The sequence below is a fragment of the Paraburkholderia terrae genome, from assembly GCF_002902925.1.
Taxonomy (GTDB): domain Bacteria; phylum Pseudomonadota; class Gammaproteobacteria; order Burkholderiales; family Burkholderiaceae; genus Paraburkholderia; species Paraburkholderia terrae.
In genome coordinates this window covers 2,506,226-2,526,096 of record NZ_CP026113.1, presented here as the reverse complement: position 1 = coordinate 2,526,096, position 19,871 = coordinate 2,506,226, and the positions used below count along the sequence as shown (strand labels likewise).

Below are 19,871 nucleotides of genomic sequence, written 5' to 3'. Positions count from 1 at the left end.
CCGCACTAATGCGTCAATTCTTGCGCATGTATCTCGTCTCGGCTTCGTAGCAAAGCGGCGGTTAGACTCATACCGCTTTGCTGCAAACTGTTGCGCGCCTCACGCACCGAGCTTGAAGAACCCAACCGTCGCGTTCAGATCCTTGCCTTGCGTGCTGAGCGATTCGGACGTGGCGGCAATCTCCTCCACCAGCGCTGCGTTCTGCTGCGTCGACTGATCCATCAGCGACACGGCCTGATTCACTTCGCCAATCGCGCGGCTTTGCTCGCGTGCGGAATCCGCGATTTCGCTGGTAATCGTCGCGAGGTTGGAAACGGCATCCGTCAGTTCGGCGATCGTCTTGCCTGCGAGGTTGACCTGTTCGGCACCCGCCTCCACGTTGCCGACGGACGCCTCCAGCAGTCCCTTGATCTCCTTTGCCGCGCTGGTCGAACGCTGGGCCAGGTTGCGCACTTCGGCGGCGACGACGGCAAACCCACGGCCGCTCTCGCCCGCGCGCGCCGATTCGACAGCGGCATTCAACGCCAGGATGTTGGTCTGGAACGCGATGCCCTCGATCATCCCGACAATCCCGACGATGCGCCCCGATTGTTCGACGGCAGCGTTCATCGTCTTTGCCGCGCCCGCAACGGCCTCGTTGCCGCGCCGCGCCACATCCACGGCGCCCGCAGCGACGGCGTTGGCCGTCGTCGCCTGATCGGCCGTGCCGCGCACCGTGCCAGCCAGTTCTTCCATGCTGGCCGCCGTTTGCTGGATCGACGCGGCCTGTTGTTCGGTTCTCGACGACAGATCGAGATTGCCCGCCGACACCTCACCGGCAGCGAGTTCGAGGTGACGGCTGTTCGTCCTCACCTTCAGCAGCACACCATGCAGCTTTTCGACGAATGCGTTGAACTGCTTCGCGAGATGGCCGACTTCGTCGTTGCTGAGCTGCGGAAGACGCCGCGTCATGTCGCCGTCGCCGGATGCGATTTCGTGCATCGAGTTGGCAAGATTGCGAATGGGATCAGTTATCCGGCGACCCAATGCAATCATGATGAGCACAGCAACCACGAGCACCAGCAGCCCCACTCCGATCAGCGTCCACGTGAGCCGGTTGGCGGCCGCCATCATTTCCGATTCGGGCACGAGCGCGTAGTACTTCCAGCCGTTCTTCGGCGACGTGTAGATAAACGACTGATAATCGACACCGTCCATCTGGATGCGAACGAGTCCGTCGCTGCCATTGGACAGTTGTTCGTATCCGCCGCCGAGACCCTTGAGTTCCTTGAACTCGTGTTTCTTCTCACGCGGATCGATCAGAATTTTTCCGCTGCTGTCCGTGACGAGCAGATAGCCGGTCTTGCCGAACTGGATGCCGCTGGTGAGCCGCGCGAAGTCGTCGAGCGAGATGTCGCCTTCGAGCACGCCGAGAATCTCGTCCTTGCTGTCCTTCACGACGCGCGCGAACGGAATGATCGCGCCGCCGGAACCGGCCGCGCTCAGATAAGGCGCGGGCCGCACGACACGATCGGGCGCCGTCATCGCCAGTTGATACCACGGCCTGACGCGCGGATCGTAGTGCTCGCCGTTCAGGCTTTCGATCGGCCACTGCACGTAGCCGCCCCAATGCGTGCCGATGTCGAGATAGCGCATGTTGGGATGCGTATCGCCGAACTGCTTGAGCAACGCGAAGATCGACTTCTCGACTTCGCCGTTCTTGTCCGGCGTCATCTGGCCGCCGTGGTTCAGATAATCGGTGATGCTCTGGTCGGCGGCTTTCAGTTGCGCCGTTTGCGTCAGATATGTGAGGTTCTGTTCGACCTCCTTGAAGCTCACATCGAGCGATTCGTCGGCCTGGACGATTCTGGCGTGACTGGACTGCTCGAACTCGTTGACTGCCTGATGACGCACGTTCAACGCGCCGACCGTCGTGAGAAGTAAAACCGTGACTGCGAGCGCGGCGCCCGATGCCGCGCTGAATTTGAACGCGATCGAATCCGTAAGCTTCAAAATGACCTCTGCCCAATGACGAAATACCATCCGATATCGACTTGCGGTGCGCGAAAGACGAAGCGATGCGCATCGTTGATTACGTTGGTTGTCGGCCGATATCGGGGCGGCTTGAGCGGATCAGGCGCTGGATTCGATTTATTTTTTCAGTGCCTTTTTTGTACCCTTTTCCATGTCGCATCGCGTGGGAATCGTGTCGCGATTTCGATGACGGAGAAGCGGCAAACGGTTTAAAAGTGCGGCGCTTACACAGCCGCGCTCGTCTCTTGCAGGAAAGGCGTGATATTGCGCATCGCGCGCGCAACGTATTCATCCTTTTCGCCGACAGGCGCAACGTAGTGCATGGCGCTCGCAGCTGCATCGACGCCTTCGAGTCGCGCGATGACCCACGCAGCCAGATACTGGGAAGCAAGACATCCGCCCGCAGTCGCGACGTTGCCTCGCGCGACGAAGGGCTGATTGAGCACGTCCACGCCGGCTTCCTCGACCCACGGCTTTGTCGTCAGGTCCGTGCAGGCGGGAACGCCGTTGAGCAGCCCGAGCTTCGCCAGCACGAGTGTGCCGGAGCACTGCGCGCCGAGCAGTTGCCGTGACGGATCGAACTGCATCTGCGCCATCAACGTCTGGTCTGCAACGACGTCTCGCGTCATCACGCCACTGCCGACAATCACTGCATCCGCAGCATTTGCTTCGTGCAGCGCGATCTGCCCTTCGATCACCACGCCGTTCATCGACTTCACGCGTGCATGCGGCGTTGCAAGCGACACGCGCCAGTCCGGCTTCTTGATCCGGTTGAGAATGCCGAGCGCAATCAGCGAATCGAGTTCGTTGAAGCCTTCGAAAGTGAGAATCGCGATATGCATGATGTCCGCTCGCCAATGAATGTGGTGAGGAGATGCTATGCGCAGATACCATTACAATCAAATAATTGTCATGGATACATCTGCAGATGGCTCAGGCCCGGTACAAGGAACTTGTCGACACGCTCGCCGCGGATATCCGCTCGGGACGCCTGCGCGCCGGCACGCGCCTGCCGACGCATCGGCAGCTTGCGTCTGCGCACGGGCTCGCGCTTGTCACGGCGACGCGGGTCTACGCCGAACTCGCGGCGATGGGTCTCGTCAGCGGAGAGACGGGACGCGGCACGTTCGTGCGGGAAATTTCTTTGCCGCCTAGACAAGGCATCGATCAGTTCGCGCTCGCGGCGGGCATGGTCGACCTCAACTTCAACTATCCGGCGCTGCCCGGCCAGGCCGATCTGTTGCGCGGCGCGTTGCGCCAGCTTGCTGCGTCCGGCGATCTGGAAAGCCTGCTTCGCTATCAGCCGCATGGCGGACGCCAGCACGAACGTGCGGCCGTGGCGCGTCATCTCGCGAGCAGGGGGCTGAAGGTCGGTTGGGAACAGGTGTCGCTGGTGAATGGCGCGCAAGCAGGGCTGGCGTCCACGGTGATGGCGCTGCTAGGCCCCGGCGACGTGGTCGCCGTGGACGCGCTGACGTACCCGGGATTCAAGGTGCTGGCCGAGGCCTGCCGCCTGGAACTGGCGCCGATCACGGCGGATGGGCAGGGGTTCGATCTCGACGCGCTCGAAAGTCTGTGCAAGAGGCGGCGCGTGCGGGCCGTGTACGTCATGCCGACGCTGCACAATCCGCTCGGCTGGGTGACGGGCGCGCAGTGGCGCAAACAACTGGTCGCGATTGCGCGCCGGCACGGGCTATTGATTATCGAAGACGCTGCCTACGCGTTCCTCGCCGACAAGGCGCCCGCGCCGCTCGCCGCGCTCGCGCCGGAAACGACCGTATATGTGTCAGGTTTTTCGAAGAGCGTCGCCACCGGCTTGCGTGTGGGGTATGTCGTGGCGTCGGCTGAATCGATGCAAGCGATCGAGCAGGTGATCCGGGCGACGACCTGGAACACGCCCGGCGTGATGACGTCGATCGCATGCGCGTGGCTCGACGATGGCACCGTCAAGCGACTGGAAGCGGAGAAACGCCGCGACGCGAAGATCCGGCAAGCCATGGCCGCCGAGATTCTCGCGGGCCTGAATTGCGTTCGTCACCCGTCGTCGTATTTCGTCTGGTTGCCGTTGTCGGAAGAAGTGCGCGCTGATCAGGTTGCGGCGGCGCTGATGCGCGAGCGCGTTTCGGTGTCGACAGCAGAGCCTTATGCGACCTCGCACCATGTGCCGCATGCCGTCCGCCTCGCGTTGGGTTCCGTCGAACTGGATGTGCTGCGCGAATCGCTGGAAACGGTCAGGCGCGTGATAAGCGGTTACGCGTACTGAAAGCGTCGCTCAGGCACGTACATGAGTTCACGCTGACGCAATGGGTGAGTGCCGTGGATAAGCCGATGGTCTATCCGTTCTAGCTACGGCCTGGCTTCGTCATCGGTGGGTGCCGGCTTCGCGGCGGCATGGCGTCCCGGCGTGGTGCCCGTCGCCCGCTTGAACATGTCGATGAACGCGCTCACGTTGTCGTAGCCGAGTTCGAGCGCGATGGTCGTCACGCTGATGCCTTCGGCGACAAGCTCCAACGCGCGCAGCAAGCGCGCCTGCGCGCGCCACTGCGCGAAACTCATCCCCGTCTCGGCGGTGAACCTTCGGCTCAACGTACGCGGCGACAGCCCGGCCCATTCGGCCCATTCTTCGAGACGCCGGGAATCGGACAGATCGCGGGCCAGCGCATCCGTGATGCGCGCGAGCCGCGCGTCTTCAGGCGCGGGCAGTCCGAGCGATTCGGCTTTCGATGCCGCCAGCTCATCGAGTATCACGTCCGCGATGCGGGTCTGTTGCGCGTCGAGTTGCGTGCCGTCCCAGCCTGCCGCGCGGCTGACGGCGGCGCGCAGCAGCGGCGTTGTGCGGATCGCGCGAGGCTCGGGCGGCAGCGCCGCGCAGCGTTGCTCCGCGACGAACACACTCCACCCCGAGAACGGCCCGTGCGAGCGCACCGAATGCTCGCAGTGCGGTGGAATCCAGATCGCGTGAATCGCGGGCACGACCCATTGCTGGCGATTCACGCCGACGGAGACGAGGCCGCTCAGCGCGCCCATCAATTGCCCGCGCGGATGGCTGTGCGACGACGTTGCGCGTGACTCGCGTTGCGTGAGTTCGGCGGCAGCCAGAAAAGGCCCGTCCGAAGACAGGACGAGTTCAGGACGAATCAGCGGAGTGGTCATGGCCGGAAAACCGTATCGAATGGCCTTTATACCTGAGACGGGCCGAACGCGCAGACCTAGACTGGCCGCATCACCACTACGAGGAGTTCAGTCGATGCGAGCCGAACAGCTTCTTCCCGACCACGCCGATCATATCGACGTACGCGGCACGACGATCCGCAAGGGCACCGTCGCGGCCTTTCTCGCGAATGCGCGCGTGTGGAGCGATGCCCACGCGAGCGAGACGGCGCGTGCGCAGGCCGCCGCCGATATCGTTGATGCTTTGCCCGCGTTGCACGCAACCGGTCTTTTCGAGGTGCTCGAAATTCGCGACCCCGAACTGCGCGCGTGGATCGATACGCAGATGGCGCGTGTGCCTTCCGTCGAGGTGCAATCATGAAAGCGGCCGTCGTTATGCAAGCGGGCCAGATGCCTTTGTATGCCGAGTTCGATGCGCCTGTGGCGGAAGCTGGGCACGTGCTGATCGACGTGGAAGCCTCGGCGTTGAGCCATGTCACGCGCGCGAGGGCGTCAGGCGCGCATTACTCGTCGACAGGACGTTTTCCGTTTGTCGCGGGCGTTGACGGCGTTGGCCGCCGTGAAGACGGCACGCGGGTCTATTTCTTTGGGCCGAAAGAACCATCGGGCGGGCTCGCGCAGCGAACCCTCGTGCCGGAAGCGCGATGCTTCGCCATTCCTGAGACACTCGATCCCGTTACCGCCGCAGCGATGGCGATTCCGGGCATGTCGTCGTGGGCGGCACTCACCGAACGCGCGAAGTTCGTGGCGGGCGAGACGGTGCTCATCAATGGCGCGACGGGTGCGTCGGGACGACTCGCAGTGCAGATTGCGAAGCACCTGGGCGCCGCGAACGTGATCGCGACGGGGCGTCATCCGCAGACGCTCAGCGAGCTGAAGGCGCTTGGCGCGGATCATGTCGTTTCGCTCGATCAGGATGACGCGGCGCTGCATCGCGCGTTTGAGCCGCATTTTCGCCAAGGCGTCGATGTGGTGCTCGACTATCTGTGGGGAGCGAGCGCGCAAACGCTGCTGACGGGCGCGGCTCGCTCGCTGCCTGACGGCCACCCGATGCGCTTCGTGCAGATCGGCTCGATTGGCGGCGCGAGCCTCGAATTGCCGGGCGCCGTGCTGCGCGCGTCGGCGATCAGCCTGCTTGGCAGCGGCATCGGCAGCGTTCCTTTCGAACGTTTGATGCATGCGGTAAGCGAAGTACTGCACGCCGCGTTGCCCGCCCGTCTGGAGATAGCGACGCAGACGGTTCCGCTGGCTGAACTGGCGATACATTGGCAGAACGATGCGGGGCGGGCGCGGACTGTGTTCACGATGCAGCGGTGACGAGATGGCATGTTGCAGCGGGGTCTAGAATCGCCTCGGGTATGATGGAAATCCAACTTTCATCCAATGTCCGCGGAAGAAAACATGCTCGATCCCATCAACAGTTTGCTCGCGCTGTGCGGCGTGCTGCTGCTTAGCGTTGCTAGCCCAGGGCCTAACTTCGTGATCGTCACATCGACGGCAGTTGCGTCGCGACGCGCGGGCGTATCGACTGGATTTGGGCTGGCGGCTGCGTCGGGCACATGGGCGTTGATAGCGATTGCGGGCCTGAGTCTGATCGTCACGCACGTCATCTGGATCGAGACGGCGTTGCGGATTGCGGGCGCGGCCTATCTGATCTGGCTCGGCGCGAAGATGATCGTGACTGCGCGCCAACCTTTGTCCGCGCCGGCACGGACGGCAGGGTCTGGTTGGGCCGCCGCGAAACGCGGCTATCTCGTGAGCATGACGAATCCCAAATCGGTCGCGTTCTACGGAAGCATATTTGCCGTGATGGTGCCCGCCCATGCCGGACTATCGTTCGATATCGCTGTCGTAGCGCTGTCGATCGGCATATCGTGCGCGTGGTACTGCGCGATGGCGCTGCTGGCCTCTCACCCCGCCATTCGCAGCGTCCTGGTCCGGCGCAAAGCCGTGATCGATACGACGGCGGGCGTGCTGTTGATTGGCCTCGGCGGAAGGATGCTTGCTGGGCGCTGACGTTACGCACGTTCGCGCACCAGCGCCAGGCGTTTCTTCTCAGCGTGAGCGCGTTTGGCCCCGCGAATCAGGCTCATCGCTTCCGCATGCGTCGCCACGCACGGACCCGAGCCAAGCAGCGGCTTGCATGAAGTCTCGCGCAGCGCGAGCACCGACGCGATGCCGATGATCGATGCACCCATCAGGTAGTACGCGGGCATCATCGCGTCGCCGGTTCTGTCTACCAGCCATGCAGCAACCAGCGGCGTCGTACCGCCGAACAGCGACACCGACACGTTGAAGCCGATCGCCAGCGCGCCGTAACGGATCTTCGTCGGGAAGAGGGCGGGCAGCGACGAGGGCATCACGCCCGTGAACGTCGACAGCAACGCGCCGAGAATCAGCAGGCCGCTGAACACGGGCAGCACCGTGCCCATGCGGATCAGCAGCAGCGCCGGAATCGACAGCACGAACAGACCCACGCAACCGAACAGCATGACGGGCTTACGGCCGATCTTGTCCGACAGGTGGCCCGCGTAGAGCGTCATCGGCATCATCAGCACCATCACGAGCAGCACGAGGAACAGACCGTGCGATTCGTTGAAGTGCAGCGTCGCCGACAGGTAGCTCGGCAGATACGACAGCGCCATGTAGTCGGTCACGTTGAAGATCAGCACGAGGCCAACGCACAGCAGCAATGGCTTCCATTGCTGCGCAAGCATTTCCACGAAGCTCTGCTGCGGACGCGACTTCTCATCCGCTTCACGCGCTTCCGCTTCCTTCTTGAAGGCGGGCGTTTCTTCGAGCTTCATCCGGATATACAGGCCGACAAGACCCAGCGGACCCGCGATGAAGAACGGCACACGCCAGCCCCACGACAGCAGCGCTTCCTGCGAGAGCGTCGCCGTCAGCACGGCTACCGTACCCGCACCGAGGATATAGCCGACCAGCGTGCCGAATTCGAGGAAACTTCCCGCGAAGCCACGGCGCCGATCCGTCGCAAACTCGGCGATAAAGGTAGCGGCGCCACCATACTCGCCGCCCGTCGAGAAGCCCTGCACGAGACGTGCGACGAGCAGCAGCGCGGGCGCAAGAATGCCGATCGAACCATAGCTCGGGATCAGGCCGATCGCGAAGGTGCCGACGGCCATCATGATCATCGTCATTGCGAGCACGCGCTGGCGGCCGATGCGGTCGCCGAGCGGCCCGAACACCATGCCGCCGATCGGGCGCACGAGGAACGCGGCGGCAAACGTGCCGAAGGTCGCGATCAACTGCGCGGACGGACTGCTCGACGGAAAGAACACCTTGCCAAGCGTGACAGCGATATAGCTGTACACGCCGAAATCGAACCATTCCATGGCGTTACCGAGCGCCATGGCGCCGACGGCACGTTTGAGCAGGCTGTGGTCGACGATCGTGATGTCGTCAAGCGTGAGCGATGGGCTCGAAGAATCGCGGCTTGCGACGCGCGCTTGCGAATGACTCAATTGACACACTCCATGAATTGCATGGCGAACCCGTCGGATGCAGCAGGCATTCGATCGAACATGAAGCCGATCGCGAAATGGGGCGCCAGTGGGCTGTGGAATGCCTTCGCGTCGAACACGCCAGGCAAAATCATCAAGTACAGTGTGCTGATATGCCCACGACCGGGCCGTCGCTCATGCGTCTGGAAACCGGCGGAAAACGACAGGAGGTGGGATTTGAATGATGGAGCGGGGTTATCGCAGAGCGCGAATATAAGGCTTGCGACAATTGATGACGCACAAGAAATAGCGAAGATTCACGTCGCGACCTGGCGGGACGCATACAAGGAATTGTTGCCAATCGAATACCTTGCGAATCTCGACGAAAACGCACGAGCGGAAAAATGGCGCAAGGCGTTGTTAGCGGGAGCGCCGTGTGTGCTGGTTGCTGTGATGAACGGGATGGTAGCGGGTTGGGTTGCGTTCGGTCCCTCGCGTGACGAAGACCTCGAGTCGCGTTGTGCGGAGATCGAGGCGATTTACGTTGCGTCGGAGTTCTGGAGTCGCGGCATCGGCACTGCGTTGATTCATGCGGCTTGCGAGCGGCTTCATGCAAAAGGCTACGGTACTGTCGCGCTGTGGGTGTTAAAGAATAACGCAGCAGCGTGTTCCTTCTACAGCCGGCGGGGATTCGAACCCGACGGCTCTGCGAAAGTGGTCGAGATTGGCGGAGCGCTATTAACGGAAGTTCGCGTCACACGCGAAATTGCGACCTGACGGGAATCAATGCCGGACTTCGGCGGCCGCCATTCTTAAAGTACGAATCGCGGCGCGCCGAAGGCCCATACATCAGCGGAAATTCGTCCGCACGAGATCCACGATTTCGTCGCCACGGCCATTCAGAATGGCGCGCATCATGTACAGACTAAAACCCTTGGCCTGTTCAAGCTCGATCTTCGGCGGCATCGCGAGTTCCTGTTTCGCCGTCACGACATCGACGACGGCCGGACCATCATGCGCGAAGGCCTCCTTCAACGCCCCCGCAACCTGTTCCGAATCTTCGACGCGAATGCTAAAGATGCCCGCGCCTTTCGCAATCGCTGCAAAGTCAGTCTTGCTCAGATCGACGTTCGTGTCGAGATAGCCACTCGCTTTCAGTTCCATCGAAACGAAACCCAGCACGCTGTTGTTGAACACCACGACCTTGATAGGTAGCCCAAGTTGACGCGCGGTCAGCAGATCGCCGAGCAGCATCGACAGGCCGCCGTCACCGGAAAGCGACACGACCTGGCGGCCCGGATGCGCGCCCTGCGCGCCGAGTGCCTGCGGCATCGCATTCGCCATCGATCCATGATTGAACGAACCGTGCAACTGACGCTTGCCGTTCATCGTCAGATAACGCGCCGACCACACGGTCGGCGTGCCGACGTCGGCGGTGAAGATGGCATCCTCGCTGGCGATCTCGTCGATCATGCGCGTGAGGTACTGCGGATGCACAGGCTTGCCTGCGGGCGAAGGCGTCGCGAGTTCATCAAGGCTCTTGCGCGCGGCGGCGTAATGCTTGCGCGCCGTGTCGATGAAGCTGCGGTCCTGCTTGCGCTGAAGCCTGGGCAACGTCGCGGAGATCGTCTCCTTGATCGTGCCTACGAGACCCAACGTCAGCGGCGCGCGATGGCCGAGTTGCGAACCCTTCCAGTCGATCTGAACGATCTTCGCGTGCGACGGGTAGAACGGGCGATACGGAAAATCGCAGCCGAGCAGCAGTAGCGTGTCGCACGACATCATCGCGTGATAGCCCGAGCTGAAGCCGATCAGCCCTGTCATGCCGACGTCGAAAGGATTGTCGTATTCGACGAACTGCTTGCCCCGCAACGCATGCACGACAGGCGCGCCGAGCGTATCGGCAAGCGCCACGACTTCGTCGTGCGCGCCCTGCGTGCCGCTGCCGCACATGATCGTGACGGCATCCGACCCGTTCAGCAGCGTCGCAAGACGCTCCAGATCGGCCTCGGCGGGCACGATGCGCGGCGGCGCGCTTTCTGTCCATGTCGGCGCTTCATCGGGGCCGTCGCCCAATGCGACGTCGCCAGGCAACACGATCACGGCGACGCCGCGTTCCTCGATGGCCGTTCGCATCGCGCGCGCGAGGACGCGCGGAAACTGCCTGGCGGACGACACGAGCTCCACGTAATGGCTGCATTCCTTGAACAACTCTTGGGGATGCGTTTCCTGAAAGTAGCCGAGGCCGATCTCCGTCGACGGAATATGCGCGGCGATCGCAAGCACGGGCTGGTGATTGCGATGACAGTCGAACAGACCATTGATCAGATGCAGGTTGCCCGGACCGCAACTGCCCGCGCACACGGCGAGCTGGCCGGTGGATGCGGCATCGGCGCCCGCTGCGAATGCTGCGGACTCTTCGTGGCGCGTATGCATCCAGCGGATGCCGCCGACCTTGTCGAGCGCGTAGGCAAGGCCGTTCAGGCTGTCGCCCGTCACGCCCCAGATGCGTTCGACGCCCGCAGCCGCGAGCGTTTGAGCCAGGTAAGCTGCAATGGTGTTTGCTGACATGTAAATCTCCGTTGACCAGTCATGGCGAATGTTGTGGTTACTGCGGAGCCCATGAAAGCTGGGCGCCACAGTAGCTACGCAACGTACTGGTACGACAGATGCCGCGTTTCGTAAAACGCACGCGCTGTGCGAATTGGCACGTACAGGTTCAGCGCGGGTCAGCGGTCCTGAGTTTCCAGAACCGTCTTGAGGCGCCTCAGGCCCGCCAGGTACAGACTCCGATAATGCGCGGTGAGCGACTCGGCGTCGTTCGGGTCGTTTGGCTCGAAGCGGCTCGCCCATGTCACCGTGGTGTGATGCGCATCCCGATACTGCCCGACCACTTCGGCGATTTCCGCCGTGCTCAGCGCGCGCGGTGCCGATGCCTGCACGAAGCCCGGCACGTTGCTTCCCTCAGTGCCTGCAAGGATTCGTCATTGATATGCTATGCATAACGAACTGGTCGCAATCGCGTCCTTTTGCATCGTCGGCAACAACCCTTCCGACCTGCTAGACTGAAAGTTCCCCTGCAAGCTATGGAGGGAGACATGACGACCCTTTACGTCGTGAAGACTGGTGAGAAGTTCCTCTGCACCGCAGAGGACGGCGATATCGGCATGGCGCCGGAGATTAAGGAAGCCACGTCCTTTCTCTCGTATGAGGAAGCGAACAAAGTTGCGAACGAGCACGCCGACCCCGGATACGAAATCGTGGCCATCAACCGTACGAGACACTGATGAGGAGTGCGCTACCAGGCGCTCAGTGAAGGAGGGCTAGCAATTCAGGAGGCGTCGTGCGATATGGCGCTACGGCCGGCTGCGTCCCAAACCATCTGAGAATGGGCGGCACTGTGCATCGCGATTCGCACGACGCCGTCGATGTGCATATTGAAGGTTCGCATACGACGCCTTTTGCAGGCGGGAAGCATGGCAGCTTTGCACACGGCGCGGGGCTCCGTTCGGATCCAGTCCCGGTAGAGGCGGGCGGGCTGGAGACGGCCTATTCCGGTCGCTCCAGGAGGAGCGCCGCAGCACTGCGCTCATCAGCCGTCTTCAAGAGATCAAGCAGTTGCTCACAGTCGCTCGGAAACAGGCAGGCAAGCGCGAATTCGCTAATCGCTACGTGCTGACCTCGCGGCAGCAAATCCAGAATACCTGGGAATTTCTCGCAAATAATAAATCCAAGGCAGGACAACGCGGACAACACGACGGCAGAAAATGCCACCTTCTCGATAACTCGAAAATTCAATTCCATGACTGCACCCCTCGTATCGGTTGCGTCAAACCCGCGAAGACACGTTTGGTCGGTCTTTCCTATATCGGCATCATGAAATGGGGTAACCAGGTTTTGCCCGATCTGCCACGCCGTATGTCCGGCAGTATGGATGGGGCATTTAATCCACGTAACAATCGTGCTGAGAACAGCCGATAACATTACAACATACTTTCAATCAATCCTTGGGCGCAAATGGTGTGCTCGCAGGGAGCCGGAAAAGTTCGCTGGGAAGGCAGTCGACGGCAAACGGGCAAGTGCGGTCGTTCGTCCTCGCTATTGAAAGGACATTCGAACTGCGGCTGGATAATCAACGAAGTCCCCAAATCCTGCGATTGATAAGGATACCAATGGTTTATTGGCGACACTCCTGCCATCTTCGTCAAGTTGATAACGCGGTCGAACAAGCCTCAACCAATGCGTCCGACGCGATGGGGGCGTCCGGCCACGGAACTGCCCTTACGATCGCCTCGCGAACGTCTGTTTGCGAGGGGCGGGTGATTCTCTTGCCCAAGTGACGGCTCGACATCTGCACAAGTGTTGCGTATCGAGGCGCGATGCGGTTTTATGGCATCATCGTGCGCACCTTCACACCACCGCAGGAGCGTACGTCATGGCGACTTATATTGTCTTCACGAAGGAGAGCACGCAGGATCAGGGTGAGCTCGACATCTATCAAAGCAAGGTGGGCGAGACCTTCAAAGGTCATCCTGTCAAGATTCTCGCTGCCTACGGACCTCAACAGGTTCTTGAGGGCGAAGCGCCTGAGGGCGTCGTGATCGTGGAGTTTCCGTCGACTGCGGCCGCGCGTGCGTGGTACGACAGCCCGGCGTATCAGGAAGTCGCACAGCATCGGTTCAAGGGGGCACGCTATCGGGCCGTTCTTGTCGAAGGCGTGTAACGAAAGGCGGTGACGCTCGGACGCGTGGAGCTGAGCGAGCCGCGACAGATTGATGAACATCGGCTTTCGAGCGGACAACGGTCGCGGCGTTTCAGTGCGGGTCGTGCCGCCGTTGGCCGGGTTCTGCCACAGAGACAAGATTCCTTCAGTTGCCTCGCACAGGCAACGGGCGATGTGGCGGCGGCGTGTATCGTGCCGATTTCAGTCCTCTTTACGGTTTGAGTTTTTGATTCAGACACGCTCGTCGCGGCTTCCAACCCATTCCCGATAAATGAAGTAGTAGCGGCGATTCCAGGCATCCGCAACAAAGTAGTCGCGGGTAACGACGCGGTCATGCTGCCAGTCACATTTTATCCGTTCACCCAGTGACACAAACGGCGTGCCTTTTGTGGGGGATGCTTGCCGAGTCCGCTGTGACTGAATACAGCGTGCCACACGACAACGGACGGGTGGAACCACCTCATTGCGCAAATGAGATTGCTCAATGGGGCATGCTCCAAAGCGAACTGCCCTTTCGCGTCAAACCGTCAGAAAGAGCACGAAAGGAACGATCACCCGAGACCCCATTCCGTGGCGAGCGTGAAGCGTTCACGTGCGGGCGCCGGCCGATGCAGTCGTGTGATCTATCGGCTACCGCGATGATTTGGATTCAAAACGGCGATTTTTCTTTTGTGCGCGTCCCTCTTAGCATGAAGATGTACGGAATCGTGCAAGCGACGTTTCACTATCGATGACGTGCGTTCGCCGGGAAAGAGCGATTTGAAGGGGGTAAGGATGGAGCACAAAGCCCGCACGCAAAACGAGAAGCTGGAAGTCAAGACGACGACCTGCTACATGTGTGCCTGTCGATGCGGCATCCGCGTGCATTTGCGCGACGGTGAGGTGCGCTATATCGACGGCAATCCCGAGCATCCCCTCAACCAGGGCGTGATCTGCGCGAAGGGCTCGTCGGGCATCATGAAGCAGTACTCGCCCGCGCGTCTCACCCAGCCTCTGATGCGCAAGCCCGATGCATTGCGCGGCACGGCGCAGTTCGAGCCGGTGTCATGGGACGTCGCGTTCGACGTGCTCGAAAAGCGTCTCGCGCATATCCGCGCCACCGACCCGAAGAAGTTTGCACTCTTCACCGGCCGCGACCAGATGCAGGCGTTGACAGGCCTGTTCGCGAAGCAGTTCGGCACGCCGAACTACGCGGCTCACGGCGGCTTCTGCTCGGTCAACATGGCGGCGGGCATGATCTATACGATGGGCGGCTCGTTCTGGGAGTTCGGCGGTCCCGATCTCGATCGCGCGAAGCTCTTTTTCATGATCGGCACGGCCGAGGACCATCACTCGAATCCCCTCAAGATCGCGATTTCGAAGTTCAAGCGGGCGGGTGGCCGCTTCATCGCGATCAACCCGGTGCGCACCGGTTACGCGGCGATTGCCGACGAATGGGTGCCGATCCGTCCGGGTACGGATGGCGCGTTGTTCATGGCACTGATGCGTGAGCTGATCGAAAGCAATGCGTATGATCGCGAGTTCGTGGAGCGCTACACGAACGCGGGCGAACTGCTCGACATGCGCGAAGACAGCGACACGCAGGGTCTGTTCGTGTGCGACGAAGACGCGCAGGCGTGCAACGCGATGTTCCCGCAGAACCACCTGTGGTGGGATCCCGTCAGCCAGCGCGAGGTGCTGCATCACACACCGGGTGTGCGGCCGGCGCTCGAAGGGCGCTATGCGCTTGCGGACGGTACGCCCGTCGCGCCTTCGTTCGTGCTGCTGCGCGAACAGCTTGCCGGTTGCACGCCGGAGTGGGCATCGGAGATCACCGGCATTCCGGCCGAAACGATCCGGCGTCTTGCGGGCGAAATGGCCGATGTCTCGCGCGATCAGAAGATCACGCTGCCGATCCAATGGACCGATGCCTGGGGCGAAACGCATGAAACCGTGACGGGCGCGCCGATCGCATTCCACGCGATGCGCGGACTCGCCGGACATTCAAACGGCTTTCAGACGATACGCGCGCTGGCCGTGCTGATGTCGCTGCTCGGCACCATCGACCGGCCGGGCGGCTTCCGGCACAAGTCACCGTATCCGCGCGCGGTGCCGCCGTCGGCCAAACCGCCGAACAGTCCCGACGACGTCAAGCCGAATACGCCGCTCGCGAACGGGCCGCTCGGCTGGCCCGCGGGTCCCGAGGACCTGTTCATCCATGACAACAGCGAGCCCGTGCGTATCGACAAGGCGTTCTCGTGGGAGTATCCGCTCGCCGTGCATGGCCTGATGCATAGCGTGATCACGAACGCATGGCGCGGTGATCCATACCCGATCGATACGCTGCTGATCTTCATGGCCAACCTGGCGTGGAACTCGTCGATGAACACCGTCGAAGTCCGCAAGATGCTCGCGGACCGCAATGAAGACGGCGAGTACAAGATTCCGTTCATCGTCGTCTGCGATGCGTTCCAGTCGGAGATGACGGCATTCGCCGATCTGATCCTGCCCGACACGACGTACCTCGAGCGCCACGACGCGATGTCGATGCTCGACCGTCCGATCTCCGAGTTCGATGGTCCCGTCGATTCCGTGCGCGTGCCCGTCGTGCCGCCGACAGGAGAATGCAAGCCGTTCCAGGAAGTGCTGATCGAACTGGCGAGCCGCCTGAAGTTTCCGGCATTCACGACGCCGGACGGCCAGCGCAAGTATCGCGGCTATCCTGAGTTCATCGTCAATCATCAGACCGCGCCGGGGTCGGGCGTCGGCTTCCTGATCGGCTGGCGCGGCAAGGACGGCAAGGATGCCCTCGTCGGCGAGCCGAATCCGAAGCAGTGGGAAGAGTATGCGAAGCACAACTGCGTCTATCACTACACGCTGCCCGAGACACTGCAGTACATGCGCAACTGCAACGGGCCATACCTTGATTTCGCGGTCCAAAAGGGCTTTCGCAAGTTCAATACGCCGATCGTGATCGCACTGTATTCGGACGTGATGCAGAAGTTCAGGCTCGCCGCGCAGGGCAAGACGCAAGGCCGGCAGCCGCCCGAGCATCTGCGCGCGCGCATCGCGCAGTATTTCGATCCGCTGCCGTGCTGGCATCTGCCGCTAGAACACGCCGCTACTGATCACGCGCGCTTTCCGCTCGCCGCCGTCACGCAGCGTCCGATGGCGATGTATCACTCGTGGGACTCGCAGAACGCGTGGCTGCGCCAGATACACGGCGAGAACTATCTGTACATGAATCCGCGCACGGCCGCCGCGCAAGGCATCGAGGACGGCGGGTGGATCTACGTCGAATCGCAATGGGGCAAGGTGCGTTGCATGGCGCGCTACAGCGAGGCCGTCGAGCCGGGCACGGTATGGACGTGGAACGCGATCGGCAAGTCGGCGGGTGCGTGGAATCTCGGCCCCGATGCCAATGAATCGCAGCGCGGGTTCCTGCTGAATCACCTGATCACGGATGAGATTCCCGTCGACGATCCGCGTCATGTCCGCACGTCGAATTCCGATCCCGTGACAGGCCAGGCCGCCTGGTATGACGTGCGTGTGCGCATCTATCCGGCAGAGGCGGACGCCGACCATACCTTGCCGCAGTTCGCGCCGATGCCTGCCACGATGCCCGGCATGGTCGGCACGGGGTCGGGCGGGATGATCCATCGCATCGTGCAGACCTATTTCGCGGGCCGCGGCGAGTTCGCGGCGCGGCTGAAAGCGGTGCAACGGAAGACGACGCAACGTAACTGAACGGGAGCATCGCATGACACAGATGGCGCTCGTGATCGATCTGAACGTCTGCGTGGGCTGCCACGCGTGCGTGACGAGCTGCAAGGAGTGGAACACGTCGGGAGAGGCGGGCAGTCTGGCGGATTTTCGTCCGTACGACGCCGATCCGTCCGGCACGTTCTTCAACCGCGTGCAGACCTACGAAGCCGGTGAGTTCCCGCTTACCGACACCATTCATTTTCCGAAGTCGTGCCTGCACTGCGAGGACCCGCCGTGCGTGCCCGTCTGTCCGACCGGGGCAAGCTACAAGCGCAAGGAAGACGGCCTGGTGCTGGTCGACTATGACCGCTGTATCGGCTGCAAGTACTGCGCGTGGGCTTGCCCCTACGGCGCGCGCGAAATCGACGAGAAGCGCAAGGAGATGACCAAATGTACGCTCTGCGTGGACCGCATCCACAACGAGGCGCTGCCCGAGCGCGATCGCAAGCCGGCGTGCGTGCTCGCGTGTCCGACGTCGGCGCGCCTGTTTGGCGATATTCACGATCCGGAATCGGTCGTGTCGAAGGCGATCCGCGAACGGGGCGGTTATCAGCTGATGCCGGAGTGGGGCACGCGGCCCGCGAATCACTATCTGCCGCGCCAGAAGGTGTCGACGTGCAGCGGCGGATCATGTTCGTGCAAGACACCGTCCGAAAGCGACGAAATCGCATCCGTCGAAACGCAGGTCGAACGCGGCGAGCTTCATCTCGCTTCGGTCGCGACGCGGGTCTGACGTTGAACGTCAAGGGAGAGTGGCATGAATCCGGCATTTTCAGTGGTGTTCCTGACGACGTTGAGCGGGGCGGGGCAAGGGTTGCTGATCGCGCTGGTCGGCGTCGAAGCAGCGTTGCGGTTGGGCTTCGGCGATGCAGCCGCGGTGCCGCCCCTCATGTATGTCGTCGGCGCGGCGCTGTCGTGCCTGCTTGGTGTGTTGGGACTCGTCGCGTCGTTCTTTCATCTGGGTCATCCCGAGCGTGCGTGGCGGGCCATTGCGATGTGGCGTACTTCGTGGCTCTCGCGCGAATGCCTGTGCCTGCCGGTGTTTCTCGGATGCACGTTCGCTTATGGCGTCGCGCATGCGTTTGCTTCGCCGTATACGCTCGCGATCGGCGCTGTCGCCGTGATCGCGAGTGCCCTGCTGTTCGTCTGCACGGGGATGATCTACGCGTGTCTGCGCTTCCTCCAGGAATGGGCGACGCCGCTCACGCTGGTCAACTTCGTGATGCTCGGCTGCGCGTCAGGCTTTACGCTCGCGACGGCCTGCGCCGCGCTGCTCGCGCCTGTACTCGTTTCGCCGCTTGCGGTGGCGGCGTGTACGTTGACGCTGACGGGTTGCGTCTCGCGCGGTGCATCGCTGGCGCGCAATGCACGGCTCAGGCCGAAATCAACGGTGCAGAGCGCGACGGGTATTCGCGCTGCGCACGTCGAGCAGAAATCGCGCGGGTTCACGGCGGGCGCATTCAATCTGCGCGAGTTCTTTCATGGCAAGACGCCTCAGACGCTGAAGCGCATCAAGTGGACGTTTATCGTTGCCGGCTTCATCGTGCCATTCGTTCTGGTGGCCTTCGGCGGGAGCGTTCGGTCGATTGGCTTTTCGTTCGCGCTGTTGTGTGCCGCGTCCGCGATACAGTACGCGGGGCTTGTCGCCGAGCGGTGGTTTTTCTTCGCTGAAGCGCGGCATCCGCAGAATCTTTATTATCGGCAGGCATAGGATTCGGCTTTGTTCGCCTGAACCTGCCGGATGCTCGTCGGACGCAACTCGGCCTTATGTGAAGCTTTCCATAAGGCCGACGAAGCGCCGTTCCTTGATCTCAATTGGCAGCGAAAGTCACGTCGGCATAATGACCTGGTTGGCACCCGGTCAGGTTCGTTTGATCTCAACTCTTGCGTTTCGCGCGCGTCCCTTCGGGTCAGTGCTGGTCTTGTGTTCGCCTTCATACATCGACGACAGCGCGCCCGTGTAGCCATAGATGCGGCATTTCTTATAGCCGCGCTCAGTGAGCGCTTTCTCAAGCGCTTTGGCGAAGTTTTGTTCGCCCTCGGCGCTGTGGCAGTTGTAGCACTTGATCGTGCCAGAGAAATCTTCTCGAAGGCCGCTTTCGAACAGACGGGTGACAACGTCGGACGCCTTCAGCATAAATGCGAGTTTCTTCGTGCCAGTGTCGTTGCCCTCGTTGAGTTTCACCAACAGTTCCTGATCCATCCTCGACTGATGGATCGGCTTGCCCTGTTCGTCTTTGGTGGCCTCATCAAATATTCCTTCCAGACCGATCAGACTGTGACCGCGAATATAGAGCTGATCGTCCGGACCGAGCGATGCGATCATGGAGTTCGGCGTGCGGGGGATATACCAGCACTCGTGGATGTCGTGGGCCACGGCCCCCTCCAGAACCGCCTTCTTTTTTATTTCTTTAGCGTTGTAGCTGTTGATCCAACCCAGGTTCTTGTTGACGTAGGAGCGGCCCGGTCTCCCCCCGACGATTGGGGCCTTGATAAAGGGGACAAAAAGTATGCGGCGCGCCATCTCTGACTCCTGCTCCCCGTCGTCAATGCCAAGGTTTTCATGTGCCGGAAGTCACGCTCACCTGGGCCCTTGGAACGGATGTTCGATGCACCGTGGGCCGGCGGCCAACCTCCGTCCCATTGACGGCCGCGCACACGGAAACCCATCAAAAGCGCGGACCGCTTTCTAGGATAGGAGAACATCCCGAGCGCGGCCAAAAGAACTTGCGCGTAACCGTCACCTCAAGGTACTC

General features: G+C 61.7%; 18 protein-coding genes. 10 read left to right on the top strand and 8 right to left on the bottom strand.

Translation table 11 applies throughout. The features are described 5' to 3' along the window. Positions 1–99 precede the first annotated feature (99 nt). Positions 100–1,992: a methyl-accepting chemotaxis protein gene (locus C2L65_RS41075; protein WP_042305726.1), complete on the bottom strand. Its 1,893-nt coding sequence runs from the start codon at positions 1,990–1,992 to the stop codon at positions 100–102. Between the two features lie 245 nt (positions 1,993–2,237). Further along, complete coding sequence (locus C2L65_RS41070) at positions 2,238–2,855, bottom strand: DJ-1/PfpI family protein (protein ID WP_042305645.1); 618 nt, start codon at positions 2,853–2,855, stop codon at positions 2,238–2,240. Positions 2,856–2,941: 86 nt separating this feature from the next. Here C2L65_RS41070 and C2L65_RS41065 point away from each other — a divergent pair, with 86 nt between their 5' ends. Beyond that, positions 2,942–4,276 (top strand): aminotransferase-like domain-containing protein, encoded by a 1,335-nt coding sequence (locus C2L65_RS41065; RefSeq protein WP_042305644.1) that lies wholly within the window; start codon positions 2,942–2,944, stop codon positions 4,274–4,276. A gap of 83 nt (positions 4,277–4,359) precedes the next feature. Here C2L65_RS41065 and C2L65_RS41060 read toward each other — a convergent pair whose 3' ends face one another. After that, entirely contained in the window at positions 4,360–5,166 is an 807-nt protein-coding gene (locus tag C2L65_RS41060; RefSeq protein WP_042305643.1) for an AraC family transcriptional regulator, read from the bottom strand. A 94-nt stretch (positions 5,167–5,260) separates the two neighbouring features. Here C2L65_RS41060 and C2L65_RS41055 point away from each other — a divergent pair, with 94 nt between their 5' ends. The 3 genes from C2L65_RS41055 (at position 5,261) to C2L65_RS41045 (ending at position 7,200) form a co-directional block, all read left to right on the top strand. After that, the gene (locus C2L65_RS41055) at positions 5,261–5,545 is read left to right on the top strand and encodes a hypothetical protein (RefSeq protein ID WP_042305642.1); all 285 of its coding nucleotides are present in this window, start codon (positions 5,261–5,263) and stop codon (positions 5,543–5,545) included. Further along, positions 5,542–6,501, top strand: a complete 960-nt coding sequence (locus tag C2L65_RS41050; RefSeq protein ID WP_042305641.1) for a quinone oxidoreductase family protein — start codon at positions 5,542–5,544, stop codon at positions 6,499–6,501. Before C2L65_RS41055 ends, C2L65_RS41050 begins: the two co-directional genes overlap by 4 nt. 84 nt (positions 6,502–6,585) lie before the next feature. Continuing rightward, the gene (locus C2L65_RS41045) at positions 6,586–7,200 is read left to right on the top strand and encodes a LysE family translocator (protein ID WP_042305725.1); all 615 of its coding nucleotides are present in this window, start codon (positions 6,586–6,588) and stop codon (positions 7,198–7,200) included. 2 nt (positions 7,201–7,202) lie between these two features. Here C2L65_RS41045 and proP read toward each other — a convergent pair whose 3' ends face one another. Next, complete coding sequence (gene proP / locus C2L65_RS41040; protein ID WP_042305640.1) at positions 7,203–8,669, bottom strand: glycine betaine/L-proline transporter ProP; 1,467 nt, start codon at positions 8,667–8,669, stop codon at positions 7,203–7,205. On the opposite strand from proP, the gene C2L65_RS41035 reads away from it, so the two are divergent. Continuing rightward, positions 8,661–9,425 carry a GNAT family N-acetyltransferase gene (locus C2L65_RS41035; RefSeq protein ID WP_233446667.1) on the top strand — a complete coding sequence of 255 codons (765 nt, stop codon included), beginning with the start codon at positions 8,661–8,663 and terminating at the stop codon, positions 9,423–9,425. The two genes, proP and C2L65_RS41035, sit on opposite strands and share 9 nt — an antisense overlap. Positions 9,426–9,497: 72 nt before the next feature. On the opposite strand, the gene poxB is transcribed toward C2L65_RS41035, so the two are convergent. Both poxB and C2L65_RS41025 read right to left on the bottom strand, forming a co-directional pair. Continuing rightward, on the bottom strand, positions 9,498–11,219 hold the full coding sequence (gene poxB / locus C2L65_RS41030; RefSeq protein ID WP_042305639.1) for a ubiquinone-dependent pyruvate dehydrogenase: 1,722 nt from the start codon (positions 11,217–11,219) through the stop codon (positions 9,498–9,500). A 158-nt stretch (positions 11,220–11,377) separates the two neighbouring features. Continuing rightward, entirely contained in the window at positions 11,378–11,602 is a 225-nt protein-coding gene (locus C2L65_RS41025) for an SRPBCC family protein (RefSeq protein ID WP_042305638.1), read from the bottom strand. Positions 11,603–11,746: 144 nt separating this feature from the next. Here C2L65_RS41025 and C2L65_RS41020 point away from each other — a divergent pair, with 144 nt between their 5' ends. Further along, positions 11,747–11,935: a hypothetical protein gene (locus C2L65_RS41020; RefSeq protein WP_042305723.1), complete on the top strand. Its 189-nt coding sequence runs from the start codon at positions 11,747–11,749 to the stop codon at positions 11,933–11,935. A 262-nt stretch (positions 11,936–12,197) separates the two neighbouring features. Here the strand turns inward: C2L65_RS41020 and C2L65_RS45910 are convergent, their stop codons facing one another. Continuing rightward, positions 12,198–12,452, bottom strand: a complete 255-nt coding sequence (locus tag C2L65_RS45910) for a hypothetical protein (protein WP_156132252.1) — start codon at positions 12,450–12,452, stop codon at positions 12,198–12,200. Between the two features lie 631 nt (positions 12,453–13,083). Here C2L65_RS45910 and C2L65_RS41010 point away from each other — a divergent pair. The 4 genes from C2L65_RS41010 (at position 13,084) to C2L65_RS40995 (ending at position 18,826) form a co-directional block, all read left to right on the top strand. Further along, positions 13,084–13,371: a DUF1330 domain-containing protein gene (locus C2L65_RS41010; RefSeq protein ID WP_042305636.1), complete on the top strand. Its 288-nt coding sequence runs from the start codon at positions 13,084–13,086 to the stop codon at positions 13,369–13,371. A gap of 774 nt (positions 13,372–14,145) precedes the next feature. After that, entirely contained in the window at positions 14,146–17,097 is a 2,952-nt protein-coding gene (locus tag C2L65_RS41005; protein ID WP_042305635.1) for a molybdopterin oxidoreductase family protein, read from the top strand. 13 nt (positions 17,098–17,110) lie between these two features. After that, complete coding sequence (locus C2L65_RS41000; protein WP_042305634.1) at positions 17,111–17,848, top strand: 4Fe-4S dicluster domain-containing protein; 738 nt, start codon at positions 17,111–17,113, stop codon at positions 17,846–17,848. Between the two features lie 24 nt (positions 17,849–17,872). Beyond that, positions 17,873–18,826: a dimethyl sulfoxide reductase anchor subunit family protein gene (locus tag C2L65_RS40995; protein ID WP_042305633.1), complete on the top strand. Its 954-nt coding sequence runs from the start codon at positions 17,873–17,875 to the stop codon at positions 18,824–18,826. 150 nt (positions 18,827–18,976) lie between these two features. Here the strand turns inward: C2L65_RS40995 and C2L65_RS40990 are convergent, their stop codons facing one another. Next, positions 18,977–19,639 (bottom strand): hypothetical protein, encoded by a 663-nt coding sequence (locus tag C2L65_RS40990; RefSeq protein WP_233446666.1) that lies wholly within the window; start codon positions 19,637–19,639, stop codon positions 18,977–18,979. Between the last annotated feature and the right edge of the window lie 232 nt (positions 19,640–19,871).

What these genes read in the sequence shown, in the direction of transcription:
- C2L65_RS41070 (WP_042305645.1), bottom strand. Translation starts at nt 2,855, where the DNA reads ATGCATATCGCGATTCTCACTTTCGAAGGCTTCAACGAACTCGATTCG.
- C2L65_RS41065 (WP_042305644.1), top strand. Translation starts at nt 2,942, where the DNA reads ATGGCTCAGGCCCGGTACAAGGAACTTGTCGACACGCTCGCCGCGGAT.
- C2L65_RS41060 (WP_042305643.1), bottom strand. Translation starts at nt 5,166, where the DNA reads ATGACCACTCCGCTGATTCGTCCTGAACTCGTCCTGTCTTCGGACGGG.
- C2L65_RS41055 (WP_042305642.1), top strand. Translation starts at nt 5,261, where the DNA reads ATGCGAGCCGAACAGCTTCTTCCCGACCACGCCGATCATATCGACGTA.
- C2L65_RS41050 (WP_042305641.1), top strand. Translation starts at nt 5,542, where the DNA reads ATGAAAGCGGCCGTCGTTATGCAAGCGGGCCAGATGCCTTTGTATGCC.
- C2L65_RS41045 (WP_042305725.1), top strand. Translation starts at nt 6,586, where the DNA reads ATGCTCGATCCCATCAACAGTTTGCTCGCGCTGTGCGGCGTGCTGCTG.
- C2L65_RS41035 (WP_233446667.1), top strand. Translation starts at nt 8,661, where the DNA reads ATGACTCAATTGACACACTCCATGAATTGCATGGCGAACCCGTCGGAT.
- poxB (WP_042305639.1), bottom strand. Translation starts at nt 11,219, where the DNA reads ATGTCAGCAAACACCATTGCAGCTTACCTGGCTCAAACGCTCGCGGCT.
- C2L65_RS41020 (WP_042305723.1), top strand. Translation starts at nt 11,747, where the DNA reads ATGACGACCCTTTACGTCGTGAAGACTGGTGAGAAGTTCCTCTGCACC.
- C2L65_RS45910 (WP_156132252.1), bottom strand. Translation starts at nt 12,452, where the DNA reads ATGGAATTGAATTTTCGAGTTATCGAGAAGGTGGCATTTTCTGCCGTC.
- C2L65_RS41010 (WP_042305636.1), top strand. Translation starts at nt 13,084, where the DNA reads ATGGCGACTTATATTGTCTTCACGAAGGAGAGCACGCAGGATCAGGGT.
- C2L65_RS41005 (WP_042305635.1), top strand. Translation starts at nt 14,146, where the DNA reads ATGGAGCACAAAGCCCGCACGCAAAACGAGAAGCTGGAAGTCAAGACG.
- C2L65_RS41000 (WP_042305634.1), top strand. Translation starts at nt 17,111, where the DNA reads ATGACACAGATGGCGCTCGTGATCGATCTGAACGTCTGCGTGGGCTGC.
- C2L65_RS40995 (WP_042305633.1), top strand. Translation starts at nt 17,873, where the DNA reads ATGAATCCGGCATTTTCAGTGGTGTTCCTGACGACGTTGAGCGGGGCG.
- C2L65_RS40990 (WP_233446666.1), bottom strand. Translation starts at nt 19,639, where the DNA reads ATGGCGCGCCGCATACTTTTTGTCCCCTTTATCAAGGCCCCAATCGTC.